Here is a 21584-nt window from a genome sequence, read left to right as displayed (position 1 = left end):
CGCGCGTACTTTCTCAGGTACACGAGAAAGGAGGTGGTCTGGAAGTGATTGATATTCGGACGCGTGAGGTGACCATCCGCTAGCAGCGTGACGACGGAATTCTCCCGCCGCACGCGGTAGGCGAATCCCAGGTGGTCACCCGGCCCTCGAGCACCGGTCTGTCCGGACCGGATCCGACATGCACGGACGAACTCCGTGATGAGTCGGTGGCTCGGGGGCCGTTCGCGTGTGCTCTCGACACCGTGAACGCGGAGAGGCCGTCGACTGCACATGTGGGAAACCGGGTATATCGGCCGAGCCGGTGGGGTACATCTAGCGGATGTCGATCTTGCAGCGCGCCCACGACGCCCTCCGGCTGCGGACATCGCCGGGCATCTTCTTCGCATCAGCGGTGGTGGCACTCTTGTTCGTCGTCGTGACGATCGCATTCACCGGCGCCGTCGACGAGATCTTCAGCAACGCGTCGACCTGGATCATGACCAACCTGGGCTGGTTCTACGTCCTCGGCGTCACGACCTTTCTCCTCTTTCTGCTGGGGATTGCGCTCACCAGATACGGCAGGGTCAGGCTCGGCGGTGACGACGAGCGGCCCGAGCACTCGAACATCACCTGGTTCTCCATGTTGTTCGCCGCGGGTATCGGCACGATCCTGATGTTCTGGGCGGTTGCCGAACCGATCTCGCACTTCGCGAACCCGCCGATGCAGGACGTCGAACCCCGTTCTGTCGAGGCCGCTCAGGAGGCGATGGGCTTCGCCCTCTATCACTTCGGTCTGCACACCTGGACGATCTTTGCGCTACCCGGCCTGTGCTTCGGGTATTTCATCTACAAGCGGCATCTGCCGCCGCGGGTGAGTTCGATCTTCGCGCCGATTCTCGGCGGCCGCATCTACGGTCCGATCGGCCACGCCATCGATGTCCTTGCGATCCTCGGCACGGTGTTCGGTGTCGCAACCTCGGTGGGGCTGGGAACCCTGCAGATCAATGCGGGTTTGGCGCAGCTGTTCGACCTCGAGGAATCCGGGTTCATCCAGATCGGGTTGATCGCGATCGTGACTGTGATGGCGGGTGTCTCGGTGGCACTCGGGCTCGACAAGGGCATCAAGCGGTTGTCGAATCTCAACATCGGCATGGCCGTGGGCCTACTGGTGTTCGTGCTGGTCACCGGGCCGAGTCTGTTTCTGCTCAAAGGCATGATCGAATCGGTCGGAATCTACGCCGAAGCCTTGCCGCGACTCGCGTTCTGGAACGACACCTTCGCGAATTCCGGCTGGCAGAACACATGGACGGTGTTCTACTGGGCGTGGACCATCACGTGGTCGCCTTTCGTCGGAATTTTCATCGCCCGGATCTCACGCGGCCGCACGATCCGAGAATTCGTCGGTGGCGTGCTCGGATTACCCGTGCTGTTCTCGGTGATCTGGTTCAGCATCTTCGGTATGGGGTCCTTCGACATCGAGCTGAACGGCGAAGGTGGGCTCGTCGACCGTGTGGTCGGCGACGGCGACATCCCCGGTGCGCTTTTCGAATTCCTCGGACACTTCCCGTTCACGGGATTCGTCTCGTTCATTGCCATCGTGCTCGTGGTGATCTTCTTCGTCACATCGGTCGATTCGACGGCGATGGTGCTCGATATGATGGCGTCCGGGCACGAGGAGAAGGCTCCGATCCATCAACGTCTCTTCTGGGCGATCCTGATGGGTCTGGTCGCGGCGACCATGCTCGTCGCGACCGGCAAGGACGGCCTCGACGCGCTGCAACAGCTGATCACGGTCGTCGGTCTGCCGTTCTTCGTGATGGGTTTCGTGATGATGTACAGCTTGGTGCGGGGAATCCGCGAGGACCTCGGAGAGCGCCCGGAACCGGTCACTCGTCAGTGGCCTCAGGTGCACACGCCCGAGGCCCTCGCTGCGGCCGAGGAATTGCCTGCACCCGAAGTCGTGGTGGTCACGCACGCGATCCCGGACACAGGGTCGATCAAGGACGACGAGGAGGGCGACACGGAACCGGAATCAGGTGACGAAGACCCGTCCGAGACGAGGTGACCGTCAGCCGACGTAGCGCGACAACCGCGCCGACATGCGCGGGGTCAGATCGCCATCGCCGATGATGCGTTCTTCGACGTAGGCGAGGTCGCCGCCTTCGATGATGCCGTAGAGTCGCTTGGCTCCGCCCACGGTCTCACCGGACTTCGTGCGGATCACCACGTCGGTCGCGAGTTCCCAGGACGACTGGGTCAGGGCCGCTCCGTAGTACAGCTCGACCACACCGGAACTGTGGGTGAGCAGCAGTTCGATGGTCTCGGGGTCCTCGCTGCCGGCGACGTCGGTGCCCGACACACGCCAGAAGCCGCTCTCACGGCGGTCGGGTGCACTGAACTTGCCCGCGTCGTCGAGACGCCACGAACGTGCTTCCCACGCGAGGTAGGCGGCGCCGCTGTGAGAGACGACGATCTGCTGACCGAAGCGGTAGTCGCCGGTGTCGGGATCGTGTCCTTCACCTTCGCCGCGCCACACACCGACCAAGGGCAGCAATGCGAGCATTGCCGGGTCGAGGTCGGGGCCGAGCCTCAGGTTCGCGGTGTCCTCCGGGCCGGGCAGGCCGGGCAGCGCCGGGATGTTGCGTTCGGCTGTGGCAGCCGCGCGTTTCTCGGCCTCCGCGATCGCGTCGTTACCGCTGCGGCGGGAGTCGTCCGATTCCGCAGTCACTAGTCTTGAGTAACCAGGCGGTAGATCGTGTACAGCGCAAACCAGGCGATGAGCAGGGTTGCGGCGAGCAGCAAGATTTCGAAGAAAATGACCACGCGGCCATCTTAGACCTCGGCAGGAATACCCGCCGACGACGGGTCCGGGTTGTGCAGGAGCGAACCGGCATTCACGATGTGATGAAACGCAGAAAGGGCCTGGGCCCGGTGTGATACCGGACTCAGGCCCTCGCGGACCGGGCCGCTACTTCGAGACGGTCACGTCGACGTTGTACACGCCGGCAGCGGTCGGGTTCACGGTCGCGGTGCCGTTGCCTGTGCTGGACAGCGCGCGGATCTTCCAGTCGCCGGGAGCGGCGAAGAAACGGAAGTCGCCGGTTGCCGATGCGACGACCTCGGCGGTGAACTCATCGGTGCTGTCGAGCAGTCGCACGAAGGCACCACCGACGGGCTGCCCGTCGGAGGCGAGAACGCGGCCGGTGATGACCGTTTCCTTCTCGGTGTCGACGTTCGAAGGCAGGGTCTGGGTCTGGACGGGTGCTCCACACATGTTCTTATGCTCCCAATTCGATCGGTGCGCCGACGAGTGAGCCGTATTCGACCCAGCTGCCGTCGTAGTTCTTGACATTCTGCTTGCCGAGGATCTCCTGCAGCACGAACCAGGTGTGGCTCGAGCGCTCGCCGATACGGCAGTAGGCGATGGTTTCCTTGCTGTCGTCGAAGCCCTTGGCCGCGTAGAGGGCGGTGAGGTCGTCGTCGGACTTGAACGTGCCGTCCTCGTTGGCGGTGGTGCTCCACGGGATGTTGATCGCACCGGGGACGTGTCCACGCTGCTGGGCCTGCTCCTGCGGGAGATGCGCGGGAGCGAGGATCTTGCCGGAGAACTCGTCGGGTGAACGCACGTCGACGAGGTTCTTGCTGCCGATGGCGTCGATCACCTCGTCGCGGAACGCGCGGATCGATGTGTCGGGCGCGGCGGCCTTGTACTCGGCGGCGGGGCGGGTCACCTCGTCCTTCGACAGGGGACGGCCGTCGAGCTCCCACTTCTTACGACCGCCGTCGATGAGCTTGACGTCCTGGTGGCCGTACAGCTTGAAGTACCAGTACGCGTACGCGGCGAACCAGTTGTTGTTGCCGCCGTACAGCACGACGGTGTCGTCGTTCGCAACGCCCTTCGCGGACAGCAGGGCAGAGAACTGCTCCTGGTTCAGGAAATCGCGGCGGACCGCATCCTGCAGATCCTTGCGCCAGTCGAGCCGGATCGCACCTTCGATGTGGCCGCCTTCGTAGGCGGAGGTGTCTTCGTCGACCTCGATGAAGACGGTCTTCGGCGCTTGCAGGTTCTGCTCAGCCCAGTCGGCGGAGACCAGAACATCGGAGCGAGCCATGGATTTTCCTTTCGGTGGTGACACTGAAGAAGCTGATGAAGGTATGTGGAACTCAGGTGGGTTCCGGCCGCAACCGGACGATCAGCGGGTATATCCGGCAACCGAGGCACACCCCGAATGCGGCGTTCAGCAGGGCTGCGAACAGAGCGAATCCTGCGGCGACGATGCCGAGGGTGACGGCGCCGGTGAGCAATGCGACGGTGCCGATCAGGGCGAAGACGAAACCGACAGCCTGCGCGAACCGTAGCGGCGCAGCAGGTTCGGTTTCGGACGGGGATGTCAGGCGGGGTGCGACGACGGTGGCGAAGAGTGCGCCGTACGGACTGCGTCGCGGACCGAGTGCCGCACCGAAGGCGAACACGATGGTCTGCGCCGCCAGAACGATGCCCGCTGTCGTAGGAGAGAACGAAGCGAGGACGAGTACCGCTGCGAGTACCACCGTGGTGATCCATGCGGCGAACCGTGGGCCGCGGACATCCACATGGGCGGGTGATGAAGTGGACATGAGAGTGCTCCTGCTGGATCGATATCGCTGGGGCGAGTCGAATTGCGGTAGGTCACCGCGGGTTGATCACATCGGCGAAGGTGGCGCACATGCCGTGCCGGGGAGCCTGGACGGTATGCGCCTGCGCGCTGTGATCAGCAGCAGATACAACAACAGCCACCGAGGCGGCACAGATCGACTGCGCGGCGTCGGGTGAGCAGCAGCTCTCGGCGGTGTTGCACGAGTCGAAGTCTAACCGAGAATTCGGCACAGGGAAGAGCCAGGTGCCTGCCGGATCTCTACAGCGAGGCCAGCGCGTGCCGCAGGTCGGTCGCTGTCGGAACCCCGGAGACTCGGAACCTCTGGTGTCCGTCGCCATCGAACAGGAACGTCGTGGGAAGTGACAGTACGCCGAGTTGCATGGCCAGCGCGGAGTTCTCGTCGAAGTCGAGTTCTATGTCGCGCGCGGGCGCGGTGGTGTCGCCGTCGCCCTCGAGCACCCCGGCGACCACCCGGCGGACGGCGGCGCACGGCCCGCACCAGGGCGCGGAGAAATGCAGGATCACCGGCTCACCGTCGCCGATACCGACCTTGCCGAGTTCGGGGTTCGCTGGGGCGGTATCGGTGGGGCGTTCCTTCAGGCGACCGGACTGTGCCCGCATCATCACTCCTGCAACGCACGCTGCGACGATCACGACGGCAAGGACGACGAATGCGATCACGAGGGGCGCTGCACTTCTGCGAGGTCGATGGTCACATTGCGTGCTTCGCCCTCGATGACGATCCGCGATCCGCGTGCCTCCACGGAGGTGGGGTAGACGCCGAACGGCAGATCCTGCGGCTCGATGGTGGTGGTGAACAGTCCCAGTACCAGGGGCTTCAACGGTTCGGGAACCGTGAAGTCGGCATGTCCTTCAGGGCCGAAGTACAGGTCGGACGCGACGATCTGTACCTGGTCGCCGTCCAGCACGAGGTCTGCCTGGACGCTGACCCGCGCCGAGAGCGGGCCGACGGGCACGGTGCCGGTGAGCACGACACCGCCGGCGGTGGTCGGACCGGATCCGCCGGATCCACCCGTGCCGTCGGATTTGCTGTCCGGCGGTGCCGAAATCTGCAGATCGGGAATGCCGAGCGCCTGGCCGAGCTCCGTGGCGTCGATCATGACGCGGCCGAACAGCAGGTCGACCGGAACAGACCGGATCGATCCGTCGAGGAGCTCCGACGCCTCTGCGTGGGCACCCACCAGGTTCGCCTCGACAGTGATGTCGCCGAGCATGTCGGTGGGGACCCGATCTGCGGTGATCTCGATGTTCTCGTAGTGCCCGTTGCGTGCCTGCAGGAGAAACGGGAACCCGTGGATCGTCACCGCGGGGTCGGATTCGAGGGCTCCGCCCTCACGCAGCGCGCGTGACAGCCGGTACTCGGACCAGGCCGCAGCTCCGAAATCGGCAAGGAGAGCGACGCCGACGAGGACGACGAGGCCGTAGATGAGTTTGCGCACGCCGACCATTGTGACGGAACGTACCGCGCCGCGTTCTCGCCAGCTAACACGGCGGTAACAAATGGGGGGTTAATCTGTAGCACGTCGTTCATCCAGAACGATCCGCCCAGTCAGCGCGACGAAACGGAGGCCCGGTGGAGCTTCTCCTTCTGACCTCCGATCCGAATCCTGATGCCGTATTGCCGTCGCTGTCGTTGTTGGCGCATTCGGTACGGCCCGTCCCGACCGAGGTGTCGTCGTTGCTCGAGGCCGCGACCGCAGACATCGCGATCGTCGACGCCCGGACCGATCTCGCCGCAGCGCGCGGACTGTGTCGTCTGCTCGGGGGAGCAGGGTCGGCCATCCCCGTCATCGCAGTTCTCACCGAGGGTGGGCTCGTCGCGGTCAATCCCGAGTGGGCGCTCGACGACATCCTGCTCACGGGCACAGGGCCCGCGGAACTCGACGCCCGCTTGCGGCTGCTCCTGGCTCGATCCGGTGGTGCGGTCGGCGCCGAGACGTCCGGGCGGATCACACTCGGCGAACTCACCATCGACGAGGACACCTACACGGCGAGGTTGCGCGGAAAACCGCTCGACCTGACGTACAAGGAATTCGAACTCCTCAAGTATCTCGCCCAGCACGCCGGTCGGGTCTTCACCCGCGCGCAGTTGCTGCAGGAAGTGTGGGGCTACGACTTCTTCGGCGGCACCCGCACGGTCGACGTCCACGTACGACGACTCCGCGCGAAGCTCGGCCCCGAACACGAAGCTCTCATCGGCACCGTCCGCAATGTCGGATACAAGGCGGTCCGGCCGAGCAGCCGCACCAAGGGCGGTCACACGGTCGGGCACCCCGAGGACGAATTCGTGGAGTAGTGGTTACCCTCGGGTTCATGAAGACCGGGCCCAACGAGCGCGAAGAGCTCCCGTTGCATCAGCAGTTCGTCGATCGTCCGAGCGCGGAGCACGCCGCCGAAGTACAGGCACTTCTCGATCGCGCGACCGAGCACGACGGAACCGCTCCGGTATCGGAGCAGGCAGTTCATTCACTGACCCGTGACACCGATGCGCGGCACCTGATCGCCATCGTGGACGGTGCGGTCGCCGGGTATGCGAACCTCACGCCTGCGCACGGCGAGCACCCATCGATGTCCGAGGTCGTCGTGGATCCGGCTCATCGAGGGCGTGGCCTCGGTAGCGAGCTCGTAGGAGCGGCGCTGACCGAAGGCGGATCCGGGGCGCGGGTGTGGGCGCACGGAGACCTTGCCGCGGCCCGCGCTGTCGCCGCGAAACTCGATCTGAGGGGCGTGCGCGAACTGCTTCAACTGAGACGGTCGCTCGATCTCGCGCTCCCCGAGCTCGAGGTTCCCGATTCGGTCGAGTTGCGCACGTATCGAGGTCCCTCGGACGACCCGGAACTCGTCCGGGTCAATGCATCCGCCTTCGAATGGCATCCCGAGCAAGGGCGAATGACCCTGAGCGATGTGGCCGACCGTCGCGCCGAGTCGTGGTTCGACCCCGAGGGGCTCTTCCTCGCATTCGACGTCGCGGACCCGGATCGACTTCTGGGATTCCACTGGACGAAGGTGCACCCGGCGGGTCCGACGGAACCGTCGCTCGGCGAGGTCTACGTGGTCGGTATCGATCCCACGGCGCAGGGCCGGGGTCTCGGCCGGCTCCTCACTCTCGCCGGACTGCATCATCTGCGCGAGCGCGGACTGCCCACGGTTCTGCTCTATGTCGAGGGCGACAACACGGCGGCGCTCAACACCTATGGCAAGCTCGGGTTCGAGCGCTTCCATGTGGATGTCGCATACGCGAAGTGAACATCTCCCGACGACACGTTGTTGTCCGGTGAAGTTCGGGTGATCGTCGCAACACCACCAGCGCCTGTATCCGGCGTGTTCATCTCCCGTTAACCGGCGAGAGAGTATCCGTCCACCGGATCCGCCTACCTTCTGCATACGGGTCGGATGCTGTCGACTCGGCGCCGGGATCCTCCCGCGTCTCGAAGTCGCCACCCAGCCTTGTGTGGCGGAAGCGATATTCCCGAAGGAGTACAGGTGAACCTGAAGCGCAATGGTGCCCTGCTCGGCCTGTTTGCGGCCGGCACCCTCACGCTCGCGGCTTGTGGTAGCGACAACAACGCGGGTTCGGTCGAGGTCGACGCCGACGCGTCGGGCGCGACTTGCGAGGGCAAGGAGAACCTCTCCAGCGCGGGGTCGTCTGCGCAGAAGAACGCGATGGACAACTTCGTGTCGACCTACATCGCTGTCTGCAACGAGAAGGGCTCCACGGTCAACGTGGCGTACAACCCGTCGGGTTCCGGCGACGGCCGCACGCAATTCATCGCAAGCCAGATCGATTTCGCAGGCTCCGACTCTGCCATCAAGGACGAGCAGGCTGCGCTGGCCGCCGAGCGTTGCGCAGGCAACCCGGCATGGAACCTGCCGCTCGTGTTCGGCCCGGTCGCGCTCGCCTACAACCTCGAGGGCGTCGACAACCTCGTCGTCAACGGCGAGGTCGCCGCCAAGATCTTCAACGGCCAGATCGCGACGTGGAACGATCCGGCGATCGCCGCACTCAACGAGGGCGTCGAACTGCCCGATGCCCCGATCACGGCGATCGTCCGTTCGGATTCGTCGGGTACCACCGACAACTTCCAGCAGTACCTCGAAGCGTCGTCCAACGGTGCATGGACCACCGGTGCAGGATCCGACTTCACCGGCGGTATCGGTGAGGGCGCGAAGGGCTCTGCCGGTGTCGCCCAGGCTGTTTCGGGTGCGCCCGGATCGATCACCTACGTCGAGCAGTCGTTCGCCGAGCAGAACGGACTCAGCATCGCTTCGATCGACACCGGCAACGGCCCGGTCGAGCTGACCTCCGAGACCGCCGCTGCGGCCATCGACGGGGCCGAGTTCGCCAGCGCCGGCGGCGGCGACCTGACCCTCGATCTCACGTCGATCTTCGGCACGGACACCGAAGGTGCCTACCCGCTGGTGCTCGCCACCTACGAGATCGTCTGCTCGGGCGGCTACGACGCCGACACCTCGGCCGCGGTCAAGTCGTTCCTGACCAGCGCGGCCAACGAAGGCCAGGAAGGCCTGGAGGAAATCGGCTACGTTCCGCTTCCCGATTCCTTCAAGACGAAGCTGACCGAGTCGATCGACGCCATCGCCTGATCGTCTCTGCAGGCGGACCGCCCGTTCCTGAAATCCACAACGAGATAGATTGCGAGTTCACATGAGTGACGCGCCGAGCACCTCGGCTACTCGCGCCGCCGGTCCTGACCCGGCCGGGTCAGGACCGGGCGGTCCGCACGGCAGGACACCGGAGGCCAAGATTACTTCCCCACAGACCAAGAAGAAGACCGTCGTCCGGCCAGGCGACCGGATCTTCAGTTCGTTGGCTTCCGGGTCCGCCGTCCTGGTCTCGGTGATCATCGCCGCGATCGCGGTGTTCCTCGTCTGGCGTGCTGTGCCGGCGCTGCAGCGCAATACCGTCAACTTCCTCACCAGCCGTGATTGGGTCACGCAGGACATCGAGGCGATGGCCTTCGGTGTCCTCGATCTCTTCCAGGTCACCGTCCTCGTGTCGGTGTTCGCGCTGGTGCTTGCGATGCCGGTGGCCCTCGGTATCGCGATCTTCCTCACCTCGTACTGCCCCGCGCGCATCAAGAATTCGCTTGCGTACGTGATCGACCTGCTCGCCGCGGTGCCGTCGATCGTCTACGGGTTGTGGGGCATGCTCGTCCTCGCGCCCTTCCTGCGTCCGGTCGCGGAGTTCCTCAACACCAGCCTCGGCTGGTTCCCGTTGTTCGCGACGGGCAGTGGTTCCATCATCGGCGGCGGAACGATCTTCACCGCGGGTATCGTGCTCGCGGTGATGATCCTGCCCACCATTGCTGCGGTCAGTCGTGAGGTGTTCGTCCAGACGCCCACCGCGCACATCGAGGCGGCGCTGGCGCTCGGCGCGACTCGATGGGAAGTCGTGAAGACCACGGTCATCCCGTTCGGAAAGTCCGGCTATGTCAGCGGTTCCATGCTCGGTCTCGGACGTGCACTCGGCGAGACCATGGCGCTCTACCTGATCCTGCGGACCACGTCCGAAGCGTTCTCCTGGTCGCTGTTCGACGGTGGCGCCACCATCGCATCGAAGATCGCCCTCGGTTACGCCGAGTTCAACAACAACATCCAGGCCGGTGCTTACATCGCGGCGGGTCTCGTGCTCTTCGTCCTGACCTTCATCGTCAACGCCGCAGCCCGCATGATCGTCGCTGGAAAGAAGGACTGAGGCCATGACGACGACAACCCTCACATCGCCGGTGAAAGCGCCGACATTCCAGCGGGTCAGCGGTGCACGCCGTACCAAGGACGTCGCGGCCACGGTGCTCGTCACGCTCTCGGTGCTCGTTGCTCTCGTACCGTTGGCCTGGGTGCTGATCACCGTGATCACCAAGGGCCTGCCCGCCCTGCTCTCGGCGACCTGGTTCACACACTCGTTGAGTGGACTGACTGCTTCGTCCATGGGCGGCGGTGTCTACCACGCGATCATCGGCACCCTGCTGCAGGGATTGGTGTGTGCAGTCATCTCGATCCCGCTCGGTGTGTTCGTTGCGATCTATCTCGTCGAGTACGCAGGCAAGTCGAAGCTAGGCCGCATCACGACATTCATGGTCGACATCCTCAGTGGTGTTCCGTCCATCGTGGCCGCGCTGTTCATCTACGCGCTGTGGGTCGCGACGTTCGGTATGCCGAAGTCGGCATTCGCGGTGTCCCTGGCGCTGGTGCTGCTCATGGTGCCGGTCGTGGTGCGTAGCACCGAGGAAATGCTGCGGATCGTTCCGCAGGATCTGCGAGAAGCGTCGTATGCGCTCGGTGTCCCGAAGTGGAAGACCATCGCTCGGATCGTGCTTCCGACCTCGCTCGCCGGCATCATCACCGGTGTCATGCTCGCGCTTGCCCGTGTGATGGGCGAGACCGCGCCGCTGCTGATCCTCGTGGGCTACGCGCCGTTCATCAACTTCAACCTGTTCGGCGGCGAGATGGCTACCCTGCCGGGCTTGATGGTGGCGGAGATGAACAACCCCACGGAAGCGGGCTCGATGCGTATCTGGGGTGCCGCCCTGACGTTGATTCTCATCATCGCGATTCTCAACATCGCGGCCAAGCTGATCGGCCGCCTGTCGCAGGTCGGCTCCAAATAGTTCCGATCCGCCGATGACCCCATTCTTCTTGTTCGATACATCATTAGGGAGCCGGTAATGGCCAAGCGTCTGGACCTCAAGGACGTCAACATCTACTACGGGAAGTTCCACGCGGTGTCCGACGTGACGCTGTCGGTGCCGCCTCGCAACGTCACCGCGTTCATCGGCCCGTCCGGCTGCGGTAAGTCCACCGTGCTCCGCTCCCTCAACCGCATGCACGAGGTCACACCCGGCGCCTACGTCGAAGGGTCGGTGCTCCTCGACGGCGAGGACATCTACGACACGGTCGTCGACCCGGTGGGTGTTCGCAAGACCATCGGGATGGTGTTCCAGCGGCCGAACCCCTTCCCGACGATGTCGATTCGTGACAACGTCGTGGCGGGTCTGAAGCTGCAGGGTATGCGCGACAAGAAGAAGCTCGACGAGGTCGCCGAGAAGTCGCTGCGTGGTGCGAACCTGTGGACGGAGGTCAAGGATCGTCTCGACAAGCCCGGCGGTGGTCTGTCCGGCGGCCAGCAGCAGCGTCTGTGCATCGCCCGCGCGATCGCGGTGCAGCCCGACGTGCTGCTCATGGACGAGCCGTGCTCCGCTCTCGACCCGATCTCGACGCTCGCGATCGAAGACCTGATCACCGAGCTGAAGCAGGAGTTCACGATCGTCATCGTCACTCACAACATGCAGCAGGCAGCGCGTGTGAGCGATCAGACCGCGTTCTTCAATCTCGAAGCCACCGGTAGGCCCGGCAAACTGATCGAGATCGACGACACCGAGAAGATCTTCTCGAACCCGACGGAGAAGGCCACCGAGGACTACATCTCGGGCCGTTTCGGCTGAGTCCTCCCCGGCAACAGTGCACATAGGAGAGCCCCGACCGGATCATCCGGTCGGGGCTCTGAGCGTGTGGCGCAGGCGAACTCAGGACTCGGGGTACACCGTGAGCTTGTCGACGCGCTGCTGCATCGTGTGGAAGTCCTCGAGGGTGGGCAGCTTGCCCGTCACCAGGAAGATCACGCGACGACCCACCTCTACGGCGTGGTCGGCGAACCGCTCGTAGAAGCGGCCCAGGAGGGTGACGTCGACGGCTGCGGCCACGCCGTGCTTCCATTCGCGGTCCATGAGCACAGTGAACAGGTGGCGGTGGAGATCGTCCATCGCCTCGTCCTCCTCGTGGAGGCGTGCTGCCCGCTCGGGGTCGCGGGTCTCGAGGATCTCGCGGGTCGCGGCGCCGAGGGACACAGCGATCCGGCCCATCTCCGCGAAGTATCCGCTGACCTCGTCGGGAAGCACGTGATTGGGGTGACGTCGGCGCGTGGCCTTCGCGATGTGCAATGCCAGCGCACCCATCCGGTCGATGTCCGCGACTATCTGGATGCCACTCACCACCGCGCGCAGGTCGCCCGCGACCGGGCCCTGTAGTGCGAGAAGCGCGAAGGCCTTCTCTTCACACACGGCACCGAGTTCGGTGATCTTGTCGTGCTCTTCTATCACCATCTCCGCGAGGGGGAGGTCGGCCTGGAGCAGGGCTTGGGTGGCCCGTTCCATTGCCGTTCCGGCAAGCCCGGCCATTTCACCGAGGAGCCCGGTGAGTTCATCCATCTGTTCGTTGTAAGCGACACGCATAATGCCACACCATACGGTGTCGAGCAGTACATATCACGATCAACAAGTGAACCGCAGGTGAACGTCCCCGCGGCGTTCAGCGCTCTCAGCTGCACAGATCGGCGCCGGCATTGGTGACGGCGAGGTCCTCCGGCAGCTGTGCGGCCCCCTCGTCGAGGGCTTCTTCGATCGCAATCGGCTCGAGGGCAGTTCCGGCCGGGGTGGGAAATGCGACGGTACCGTCGAAATCGGCTCCGAGAACGACCTCGACCACATTGCCGAGCGACGAGTCGGATGCCCGTTGCAGCACCGTACCGGGGAACGAGGACGCCACCGTCGCCGCCTCGGCTTCCATTCCGGCAGCAAACCGCACGACGGTCTGCGTGCTGGTGCCCGTGTAATTGCCCGTGTCATAGATCGGGAAGCCGTTGGCGGCGAGTTCCTCGCTGGTACGGGCCGCGAGGCCGGACTCGCCCGACGCGTTCGACACCTTCACCGACACCCACGACGGATCGACCGCGGTGAGTGCGAGGGTCGGGGCTGCGGCCGCGTCGGACTCTGCTTCGGGGGGCGGGGCATCACGCTTCTCGCCGGGGAGTGGCTGGTCGTCGATGATCGCGGTGAAGATCGCCTTGATGTCGTCGAGCCGAGGGATCTCGTTGCCCCAGTCGTTGGTGCCGGCAGTGGGGACGGTCAGGAAGGAGACGGCGCCGGCGTCGACGTTCTGCAGCGATCGCCCGAGCTTCACCAGTGAATCGGCGTTGACGTTCTCGACGAACGTTGCGCGGGTGAAGGCACCGATGAGCCCGTTGAGCTTCCCCGGGTCGAGCAGAACCTTGTTCGACAACGCAGACCGCAGCAGCGACGACAGGAACTTCTGCTGGCGGTTGATCCGCGAATAGTCGCTGTTGATCTCGGACTCGACCTTGCGCGCACGAACGTAGTCGAGGGCTTGTCGGCCGTCGAGGAAATGGGTGCCCGCAGTGTCGATGATCGTGCCGAGCTCACCGTCCACCAACGGAGTCGGGGTGCAGACCTCGACACCGCCGACCTCGTCGACCATGGATTCGAAGCCGGCGAAGTCGATACCGACGAAATGGCCGATCTTCAGACCCGACATCTTCTGGATCGTCTTGACCAGGCATTTCGGGCCACCGAGTGCGTACACCGCGTTGAGTTTGTCGCCTTCGGCCGCGGAATGGACCTCGGAGCTGTAGTCGCCGGTCATGCTGTCCCACGCGAGACACACCGGCCGCTCCACGTCGAGATCTCGAGGGAACGACACCGCGACCACGCGACTGCGATCGGCAGGAATGTTGACGAGGATCGCGACGTCGGCGCGAGAACCCTCGGCGTCCTCGACGCTTCCGGCACCCACTGCACCGCTGGCGCCCGCACGAGTATCGGTACCGACGATGAGGTACGTCTCGTCGCCGGTCTGCCCGATGGGATCGACGATGTCCTCGGACTCGGTGTCGAGTGCTGCGATCTGTGAGAATCCGGCCTCGGTCGCCCGGAGATAACTCCAGACCGATCCCGTGCCGACGAGGGCGAGGACGGATGCGAGCGAGACCGCGACGCGTGCGGCGAGTCGCAGCTTGCGCTTCTTGCGTTTCTTGCTCAGTGCCAGCCGGCTGAGCCCGTCGCTGCCTACCGCCTGCGGTGCCGCCGTCGGCTCGTCGTCGAACTCGGTGTCGGGTCCCGCGGGGTCGCCGGCAGTAACCGGGCCGACCGATCGGGTGCGGGCATCGGCCGGGTCCGCGCGATCGACAGGGGTTGCGCGCGCGTGGCCACGACCCTGGGGTGGGGTCGCAGGTGGATGAGCAGGGGGAAGCGCTGCCGCCGCGGTCCGAGGAGGTGAACTCGGCCGCTGCGGAGGTGCCGGAGCTTCCGCAGCCCTTCGGGGCTGCAGGGGTCGCGGAGGCTGCGGAGGCTGTGTCGTCGAGGGCGGAGGCTGTGTCGTCGAGGGCGGAGCCTGCGGCGTTCGGATGGCGGGCGGAGTATCGGGAACCAGAGGTGCCGCGGACGGTCGGGACACTGCGGGAGGTGGCGATGATGCGGGAGAGGGAGATGACGGGGTGGCGGAGGGCGAGTTCTTCTCGCGGTCCACCTTGTTCATCAGCTCTGCGACGGTGAGCTGCTTCGACTTGTCGGCAGAGTCGTTGCGCCTGCTGCGTCCGGTCTCGCTGCGGCGGCTGTCGGAGCGTGAACCGGCACTTCGTCCGGTGTCCGACCGACCGCTGTCGGTTCCTGCATCGTCGGTCCGGTCCCGACGGATTCGGCCGGAATGTGAGTCGCGGTTGGCGGGGTCGGCGATCGGCCGCTCCCAGGGGGCACGACTGTCGGGCGAACCCGGATCGTGCTCCTCACCCACAGATGTCCTGGCCTCTCCGCGTCGCGTTCCCGCACTCGTAGTGTTCGCCCTCGGTCCGGGCGACCTCGCCATGATACTGATTGCCGGGCGATGAGCGGAGATATGCGAGTTTTGTCTCGCCCGGAAGGTGTATCAGTGCAGGTCATCCACCGGAATGCATGATGTCGGCACCCGCCGGGACGAGCGTGTCGTCGGGGTCGTCGAGCCATCCGTCGGGCAACGCCACGGCGCTGGGTGAGCCTTGGCGGCCACGGGGGCCTTCGGCATCGGCCGGGAACGAGACGGTCGGATCGAGTTGGCCGAGGAGATCGTCGAACTCGCTCAGCGACGACACCCGTGCCAGGCCGCTCCGTACCTCGGAACCCGCGGGGAAGCCGCGCAGGTACCAGGCGATGTGCTTGCGGATCTCGCGCATGCCCTTGTCCTCGCCGTGGTGGTCGGCGAGCAGCGTGGCGTGGCGGCGCATGATCACCGTCACCTCGCCCAACGTCGGCGGGGTGGGAATCTCCCGACCGTTCAGTGCCGCACTCAACTCGGCGAACAACCAGGGGCGTCCCAGGCATCCTCGCCCGACGACGACACCGTCACATCCTGTCTGGGCCATCATCTTCTCGGCGTCTTCGGCATCGAAGATGTCGCCGTTACCGAGTACCGGCACCTCCGTGACGTGGTCCTTCAGGCGGGCGATCTCGTTCCAGTCCGCGGTGCCCGAGTACCGCTGAGCAGCAGTGCGGGCATGCAGCGCCACGGCAGCCGCACCCTCGGCGGCAGCGATCCGCCCCGCGTCGAGGTGGGTGTGGTGCTCGTCGTCGATGCCCACCCGGAACTTGACCGTGACCGGGATGTTCGTGCCCTCGGTGGCGCGCACCGCGGCCGCGACGATCTGACCGAACAGGCGACGCTTGTAGGGCAGAGCCGACCCACCGCCCTTACGGGTGACCTTGGGGACAGGGCATCCGAAGTTCATGTCGATGTGGTCTGCGAGGTCCTCGTCGACGATCATCTTCGCCGCGGCGTACGTCGTGTCGGGATCGACCGTGTACAGCTGAAGCGAACGGGGTGTCTCGGTGGGACCGAACGTGGTCATGTGCATCGTGACCGGGTGGCGTTCGACGAGCGCGCGCGCGGTCACCATCTCGCATACGTACAGGCCCGACGTGCTTCCCGCCCGCTCGAGCTCGAGGTCGCGGCACAGGGTGCGGAATGCGACGTTGGTCACCCCGGCCATCGGAGCCAGCACGACGGGGCTGTCCAATTCGAGCGAGCCGATCTTCAGGGCAGACATGAGAACCTCGAGAAAGCGTTGTGGTGCAAAGGAATACGAATATAGTGCGGCCGAAGCATGCGGGACAACTGTGCCCGGCACCGAGGACGGTACCGGGCACAGGATAACCGCTGGTGGCGGCAGAGCCCGAATCGGTCGGACCGGGACGGCGTCCCGCTCGCGGCCTCAGGAGACGGCTGCGGCGCGCTCGCGCTTGGCTGCTTCGCGCGCGAGTGAACGGTCGCGCATCTCCTCGAACTTCACGGCCTGCTTCTCGAGATCTTCGAGGAACGCGCCGAGTTCGTCGAGGGTCTGTGCACCGGCGCTACCGAAGTCGCGCTCGAACAGCTTCCACTTGCGCAGAACCGGCATCACGACGTCGTCGAGGTGCTGGCGAAGGTCGTAGATGCCGTGCTTGGCCATCAGGACGCCGTTGCGGCGGAAGTTGGGCATGCCTGCACCGGGCATCTGGAAGTTCTTCAGGATTTCGGTGATCGCTTCGAGGGCCTGGACCGGCGCGATGTCGAGGGCGGCTTCGCAGATGTTGCGGTAGAAGATCATGTGCAGATTTTCGTCGGCCGCGATGCGCTGGAGCATCTTGTCGGCGATCGGGTCGTTGCACGCGTGGCCGGTGTTTCGGTGGGAGACGCGCGTCGCGAGCTCCTGAAAGGTCACGTACGCGACCGAGCGCAGCAGGCCGGTGTCGTCGCTCGGAGACGAGAAGCCGTTCGTCATGTGCTCGATACGGGCGTTCTCGAGAGCGACGGGATCGACGCCGCGCGTGACGACGAGGTAATCGCGCATCACGATGCCGTGACGGTTCTCCTCGGCCGTCCATCGACCGACCCAGGTGCCCCATGCGCCGTCACGCGAGAAGTTGACGGCGATCTCGCGGTGGTAGGAGGGCAGATTGTCTTCGGTGAGCAGGTTGGTGATCATCGCTGCTTTGGCGACCTCGCCCAGCTTCGACTGCTCGGGCTCCCAGTCGTGCCCACCCATGGCTGCGAAATTGCGTCCCTCGTCCCACGGCACGTAGTCGTGGGGATGCCAATCCTTCGTCATCGAGAGGTGTCGGTTGACGTTCGCCTCGGCCACGGGCTCCAGCTCACGCAGTAGCTCCAGTTGTGTCAGGACTCGCGTCATGAATTTCTACCCCTGTCCGTGTGATGTCGTTTCGGTGATGCAGCCTACGGGACCGTAGGTTCGTGCCCGTCGAAGTCTGTCGTCGCGCACCGGTACCTGGCGGCTGATCGGAATGACAATGTTGCCTGTCACAAACGTCCGTCGGCTACGGTACCGGGTCATCGCGGTGTAATGCCGGAAGTCCCCTGAATCAGAAACGGCCCCGGTGGGTTCCGGGGCCGAGTCCATACCTGTGTTCAGAAGGTGCCGATCAGCGCTTTCCTCCGCCGAGCAGGCCGCCCAGCAGCCCACCGAGTCCGCCGCCGGAACTACCGCCGAGGACGCCACCGAGTATGTCGCCGAGCCCACCACCGGTGTTACCCGAGCCGCCTGCGGCGTTCTTCAGCAGTCCGCCGAGCAGGTCGCCGAGGACGCCCTGGTTACCCGCGCTCGCCGTCGTCGTGGCGGGAGCGGAGCCGCCGGTCATCTGCTTCGCGATGTAGGACAGCACGATCGGCGCCAGGATCGGCAGCAGTTGCGCGATGAGGTCCTTGCCGCCGGAGCCGTTGACCGAACCCAGGGTGTTGATGACCTGGTCCTTGTTGTCGCCGAATACGTTGGCGACGATCTTGTTGCCGTCCGACGTATCGACCTTCTCGACGTCGACTCCGCCGTCGAGGATCGTCGACCCCGAGTGCTTGTTCACAGCCGACATCAGGGAGGCAGCTCCCGCCGTGTCCTGAGCGTTCGCGTCCAAGCCGCCGACGAGGGTCGGGAGGGCTGCGCGGACCGCGGTTTCCGCCGTTGCGGTATCGACGCCGAGCTTCTGCGCCACCTGATCGATCGGTACCTGGGAGATCAGTTCGTCAAGGCTTGCCATGTGGACCCTCGCCTGGTCAGGGCGCCTCACCAATGGACGCCGGTGTCGTGAGCGTATCTACCGCGTCACTGTCGGTCGCGTGCCGGTTGCCCGGACGGTCCCCTCAGTGAGACGAGGCAGCACACCAGGCCGACGAGGGTGCCGCTGACGAGTAGTACGAACCCGTTCTGGTTGGTGAGGGCCGTGCTGTGATTCTCGGCCAGATAGTCGCCGTGGGACTGGAAGATGCGTACCGCGGCGGTCACGCACACCGACAGCGCGAGGATGGTGCCGGCCCACCCGGTGATCACGGAGTCGAACAGCGCTGCGATCAGCAGCAGTACCGATGCTCCCGCGAGAGCCACCGCGAGGGACTCGTACAGCGGTAGGCCCGCCACGGCGAGGCTCGTGGGATCGCCGCTCGGAAATCCGTCGCGGAGCCCCGAAAGTGGAATCTCGGTGGAGCGAACCCCTCCGGTCATGGGCAGGACGGTACCGATACCCAACGCCACCGCGGCCAGGAACAGGCCCAGATCCACGAAACTGCGCATGTGCCTCCCCACCCGTTCGATTCGCGCGTGCCCACACTATCCAAAGCGGGGCGGTGAACGCGGAGAGAAACGCCAGGACATGGAATTGAATCCACTGCGCCGGGGTGGACCGTAGGCTGGGCCCATGTCTGACGCGAGGACATCGTCCGAGATCGAGCGACCGGGAATGAAGCCGTGGCTCAAGAAGACCATCACCGTGGTCGCGACCCTGCTCGTGCTCGTCATCACCTATTTCGTCCTTGCCGCATTCCTGCCTCGGTGGTGGGCGCAGCGTATCGCCGGCCTCGCCGAAGGCGGATTCTCTCGTGGGATCCTGTGGGGGCTCTTGTTCGGAATCCTGTGCACCGCGATCCCGCTCGTTCTTCTCGTGTGGGTCTGGCAGGTGCGTGGGTGGAAGTTCGGTCGCGGTGTCCAGATCGCGCTCACCGTCCTCGCGCTCGTTGTCGCGATACCGAACCTGATGACGCTCAGCGTCGTGCTCGGCGGAGGGAATGCGGCGCACGCGGGTGAACGGATCATGGATGTCGACGCGCCCGGATTCCGCGGAGCCTCGCTGGTCGGGGCTGTCATCGGCGTGCTCGTGTTCGTGCTGCTCGTCGTGACGACGGTCCGATATCGGAAGCGTGGGAAGGACCTTCGCGCTGCGCGCGCCGACCTCGAACGGAAGGCGTCCGAAACCGGGGGGCGCGACGTCGATTCGGTGGGCGACACCGGCGTTGTGGAAGGGCTCCCGCCTGAGGATTCGTCTCGGGGTCCGGTCGACCGCTGACCTTCTACGTGAACTGAAATGACCCGGCGTCCGTGATTCGGAACGCCGGGTCATGCCTGTGCCCCCAGTAGGGCTCGAACCTACGACCTGCGGATTAAAAGTCAGAATCCGCCCGAACTTCTTGGTGACACCGAATGACACCGGAGCGTGGTTCATGCAGGTAGGGCGGTTGTAGTCGCTTCCTGATGATGCCGGGTGCGGTGGTCACACACATCGTCTGTGACCACCGTGTGACCGCTACTGTGCCCGACCACCAGCCTCGACCGGGAATGATCGCCATTGCCAGTGGGGGCAGGCCCTACCCGGCAGACTTCCAGCGCAGACGCCCATCCGATCCGGTTCCGCACACCATCGGAGTGCCCTTGTTCGTCACTCCCGGAGCCCCCGCAACGTCACAGAAGGAACCGGGATGCACGGTGCCGATCGACGGCGCGGCTGGTGCTGCAGGAGGCGGGGTGTAGGCAGGTGCGGTGGTGACCGGCGCTGGGGGTGGGGTGTACACCGGTGCCTCGGTTGTTGCAGGCGGTACGTACACGGGCTCGGTAGTCGCTGGTACTTGCTGGTCTGTAGCCGTGTCTTCGTATTGGGGAACCAGCGGCACCACCGCAGCTTCACTTGTCGTGGTGCTCGGTGTTGTGGTGCGTGCAGGCTGCGTTGTCGTAGGCGTCGCTGTTGTGGTCCGCACAGTGGTTGTCGAGGTCACTACCGTTGTGTCGGACTCCGACTTTGGTGGATCCTCGCTCAACGCACCGATCCCCACGAACCCGACGACCACAGCGCCCGCGATCCACGGCCACTTCCTCCGCTTCCGCTCGGGCCCCGCGGGAGTGTCCGATCCGTTAGACCCAGTGACCGGAGCAAACACGCGTGTCGGATCGGTCATATCAGTCGGCCGGGTCTGCGCAGTCCACTGCTGGCCATCCCAGTAGCGTTCAAGGCCGGAGTCGTAGGGGTCAGGGTGCCATCCGGCGGGTGGATTCATGGGGTGGGTCCGTTCTGCGGTATCTGGTCGCATGGGATTCGCGTAGGGGTCGCGGCCCGTTACAGCGTGACCAGTGGTCACACGCAACCCTTCGTCGGCAAATCTGTTTCTTCGCCTGGGGAGCGTTGGGTCGATTCGTGAATGCACGTTGAGCAGCGCCCGGCGCGATGCGGGGGTGCCCCGATGTCGTTCGTCAGGTGTTCGGGGCAGTCGAGTCGGGGGTAGCTGTCAAGATCTGAGACATGGATATTGCTGACCTGAAGGCCGACGTTGAGGCGGTGTCGGCGTTCTATGCGGAGCGGCACGACATCGCGCGAACTGACGACTGGTTCGTGCTCAAGCTTGGGGAGGAAGTCGGAGAGCTGACGCAGGCGTATCTTGCGAGGTCAGGTCAGGCTCGCGACAAGGGTCGTGATGAAACGCAATTGGAGGAAGACTTCCGGGCGGAGGTTTCCGACGTACTCGCGCAGGTGTTGTTGATCGCGCATCGGTTCAACATCGATTTGGAGGCGGAGATCGCTCGTAAATGGCTCGTATGGAAGCCGGAGCAAGCAGGGTCCTAGGCCGCCACTTGCCGGGTCGGCGGCTGGTAGAGGGTGCTGGTGCACGCCCAGTAGCACCGTGCCGTGCGCTGCTGGTGGGGTGTTCGCCTTTTGCCGACGTCGAGCCCGACGAACACGTCGGCCTCGTCGTGTCTGTCGATGCTGGTGACCACTGAGTCCTCTGTTTCGCTCGACGGCGTTCGCAGGCGGTGCGTCTCGGCATCCGCGTTACGACCGGCCTCAAGCGAAAGCGCTCGGG

Annotated in this window: 24 protein-coding genes; 9 read left to right on the top strand and 15 right to left on the bottom strand. The window is 64.9% G+C overall.

The window, feature by feature from the left end:
- The first annotated feature begins 319 nt into the window (after positions 1-319).
- On the top strand, positions 320-2044 hold the full coding sequence (locus ACZ46K_RS28625) for a BCCT family transporter (RefSeq protein WP_464746093.1): 1725 nt from the start codon (positions 320-322) through the stop codon (positions 2042-2044).
- 3 nt (positions 2045-2047) lie between these two features.
- Here the strand turns inward: ACZ46K_RS28625 and ACZ46K_RS28620 are convergent, their stop codons facing one another.
- The 7 genes from ACZ46K_RS28620 to ACZ46K_RS28590 form a co-directional block, all read right to left on the bottom strand.
- Entirely contained in the window at positions 2048-2707 is a 660-nt protein-coding gene (locus ACZ46K_RS28620; protein WP_464746091.1) for a heme-binding beta-barrel domain-containing protein, read from the bottom strand.
- A gap of 240 nt (positions 2708-2947) precedes the next feature.
- Positions 2948-3253 carry a DUF1416 domain-containing protein gene (locus ACZ46K_RS28615; protein WP_054807291.1) on the bottom strand — a complete coding sequence of 102 codons (306 nt, stop codon included), beginning with the start codon at positions 3251-3253 and terminating at the stop codon, positions 2948-2950.
- A gap of 4 nt (positions 3254-3257) precedes the next feature.
- Positions 3258-4091 (bottom strand): sulfurtransferase, encoded by an 834-nt coding sequence (locus tag ACZ46K_RS28610; protein WP_054810574.1) that lies wholly within the window; start codon positions 4089-4091, stop codon positions 3258-3260.
- A gap of 52 nt (positions 4092-4143) precedes the next feature.
- On the bottom strand, positions 4144-4596 hold the full coding sequence (locus tag ACZ46K_RS28605; RefSeq protein ID WP_464746089.1) for a DUF4395 domain-containing protein: 453 nt from the start codon (positions 4594-4596) through the stop codon (positions 4144-4146).
- A gap of 134 nt (positions 4597-4730) precedes the next feature.
- On the bottom strand, positions 4731-4817 hold the full coding sequence (locus ACZ46K_RS28600) for a putative leader peptide (RefSeq protein ID WP_464749499.1): 87 nt from the start codon (positions 4815-4817) through the stop codon (positions 4731-4733).
- A gap of 57 nt (positions 4818-4874) precedes the next feature.
- A complete protein-coding gene (locus ACZ46K_RS28595) occupies positions 4875-5297 on the bottom strand; it encodes a thioredoxin family protein (protein WP_464746087.1) in 423 nt (140 codons plus the stop codon).
- Positions 5294-6076: an LmeA family phospholipid-binding protein gene (locus tag ACZ46K_RS28590; protein ID WP_464746085.1), complete on the bottom strand. Its 783-nt coding sequence runs from the start codon at positions 6074-6076 to the stop codon at positions 5294-5296. Before ACZ46K_RS28590 ends, ACZ46K_RS28595 begins: the two co-directional genes overlap by 4 nt.
- A gap of 134 nt (positions 6077-6210) precedes the next feature.
- Between ACZ46K_RS28590 and ACZ46K_RS28585 the strand changes: the two genes are divergently transcribed.
- The 6 genes from ACZ46K_RS28585 (at position 6211) to pstB (ending at position 12097) form a co-directional block, all read left to right on the top strand.
- Complete coding sequence (locus ACZ46K_RS28585) at positions 6211-6933, top strand: winged helix-turn-helix domain-containing protein (RefSeq protein ID WP_054810965.1); 723 nt, start codon at positions 6211-6213, stop codon at positions 6931-6933.
- A gap of 17 nt (positions 6934-6950) precedes the next feature.
- Entirely contained in the window at positions 6951-7883 is a 933-nt protein-coding gene (gene mshD, locus ACZ46K_RS28580) for a mycothiol synthase (RefSeq protein WP_054806863.1), read from the top strand.
- A 237-nt stretch (positions 7884-8120) separates the two neighbouring features.
- Positions 8121-9239 carry a phosphate ABC transporter substrate-binding protein PstS gene (gene pstS / locus ACZ46K_RS28575; RefSeq protein WP_054806864.1) on the top strand — a complete coding sequence of 373 codons (1119 nt, stop codon included), beginning with the start codon at positions 8121-8123 and terminating at the stop codon, positions 9237-9239.
- Between the two features lie 61 nt (positions 9240-9300).
- Positions 9301-10350, top strand: a complete 1050-nt coding sequence (gene pstC / locus ACZ46K_RS28570; RefSeq protein ID WP_464746082.1) for a phosphate ABC transporter permease subunit PstC — start codon at positions 9301-9303, stop codon at positions 10348-10350.
- A gap of 4 nt (positions 10351-10354) precedes the next feature.
- Entirely contained in the window at positions 10355-11263 is a 909-nt protein-coding gene (gene pstA / locus ACZ46K_RS28565; RefSeq protein WP_464746080.1) for a phosphate ABC transporter permease PstA, read from the top strand.
- A 57-nt stretch (positions 11264-11320) separates the two neighbouring features.
- Positions 11321-12097 carry a phosphate ABC transporter ATP-binding protein PstB gene (gene pstB / locus ACZ46K_RS28560; protein ID WP_464746078.1) on the top strand — a complete coding sequence of 259 codons (777 nt, stop codon included), beginning with the start codon at positions 11321-11323 and terminating at the stop codon, positions 12095-12097.
- A gap of 81 nt (positions 12098-12178) precedes the next feature.
- Here the strand turns inward: pstB and phoU are convergent, their stop codons facing one another.
- From phoU to ACZ46K_RS28530, 6 genes are all read right to left on the bottom strand, one after another.
- Positions 12179-12883, bottom strand: a complete 705-nt coding sequence (gene phoU, locus ACZ46K_RS28555) for a phosphate signaling complex protein PhoU (protein ID WP_054806866.1) — start codon at positions 12881-12883, stop codon at positions 12179-12181.
- Positions 12884-12968: 85 nt separating this feature from the next.
- On the bottom strand, positions 12969-14981 hold the full coding sequence (locus tag ACZ46K_RS28550; protein ID WP_464749498.1) for an LCP family protein: 2013 nt from the start codon (positions 14979-14981) through the stop codon (positions 12969-12971).
- Positions 14982-15378: 397 nt separating this feature from the next.
- Positions 15379-16521 (bottom strand): tRNA dihydrouridine synthase DusB, encoded by a 1143-nt coding sequence (dusB, locus tag ACZ46K_RS28545; protein WP_464746076.1) that lies wholly within the window; start codon positions 16519-16521, stop codon positions 15379-15381.
- Positions 16522-16686: 165 nt separating this feature from the next.
- Entirely contained in the window at positions 16687-17643 is a 957-nt protein-coding gene (locus ACZ46K_RS28540; protein ID WP_464746074.1) for an acyl-ACP desaturase, read from the bottom strand.
- A 250-nt stretch (positions 17644-17893) separates the two neighbouring features.
- A complete protein-coding gene (locus ACZ46K_RS28535; RefSeq protein WP_054810003.1) occupies positions 17894-18502 on the bottom strand; it encodes a DUF937 domain-containing protein in 609 nt (202 codons plus the stop codon).
- A 65-nt stretch (positions 18503-18567) separates the two neighbouring features.
- Positions 18568-19032 (bottom strand): hypothetical protein, encoded by a 465-nt coding sequence (locus ACZ46K_RS28530; RefSeq protein ID WP_054805933.1) that lies wholly within the window; start codon positions 19030-19032, stop codon positions 18568-18570.
- Between the two features lie 124 nt (positions 19033-19156).
- On the opposite strand from ACZ46K_RS28530, the gene ACZ46K_RS28525 reads away from it, so the two are divergent.
- Complete coding sequence (locus tag ACZ46K_RS28525; RefSeq protein ID WP_464746072.1) at positions 19157-19801, top strand: hypothetical protein; 645 nt, start codon at positions 19157-19159, stop codon at positions 19799-19801.
- A 298-nt stretch (positions 19802-20099) separates the two neighbouring features.
- Here the strand turns inward: ACZ46K_RS28525 and ACZ46K_RS28520 are convergent, their stop codons facing one another.
- A complete protein-coding gene (locus ACZ46K_RS28520) occupies positions 20100-20783 on the bottom strand; it encodes a DUF2510 domain-containing protein (protein WP_464746070.1) in 684 nt (227 codons plus the stop codon).
- 242 nt (positions 20784-21025) lie between these two features.
- Here ACZ46K_RS28520 and ACZ46K_RS28515 point away from each other — a divergent pair, with 242 nt between their 5' ends.
- Positions 21026-21346 carry a nucleoside triphosphate pyrophosphohydrolase family protein gene (locus tag ACZ46K_RS28515; RefSeq protein ID WP_054805936.1) on the top strand — a complete coding sequence of 107 codons (321 nt, stop codon included), beginning with the start codon at positions 21026-21028 and terminating at the stop codon, positions 21344-21346.
- On the opposite strand, the gene ACZ46K_RS28510 is transcribed toward ACZ46K_RS28515, so the two are convergent.
- The gene (locus ACZ46K_RS28510; protein ID WP_464746068.1) at positions 21343-21498 is read right to left on the bottom strand and encodes a hypothetical protein; all 156 of its coding nucleotides are present in this window, start codon (positions 21496-21498) and stop codon (positions 21343-21345) included. The genes ACZ46K_RS28515 and ACZ46K_RS28510 overlap by 4 nt on opposite strands.
- Positions 21499-21584: the final 86 nt, after the last annotated feature.

The organism is Rhodococcus sp. JCM 9793, from assembly GCF_055380405.1.
The sequence above is the reverse complement of the archived record's forward strand: the minus strand, read 5'-3'. Positions and strand labels throughout refer to the sequence as shown.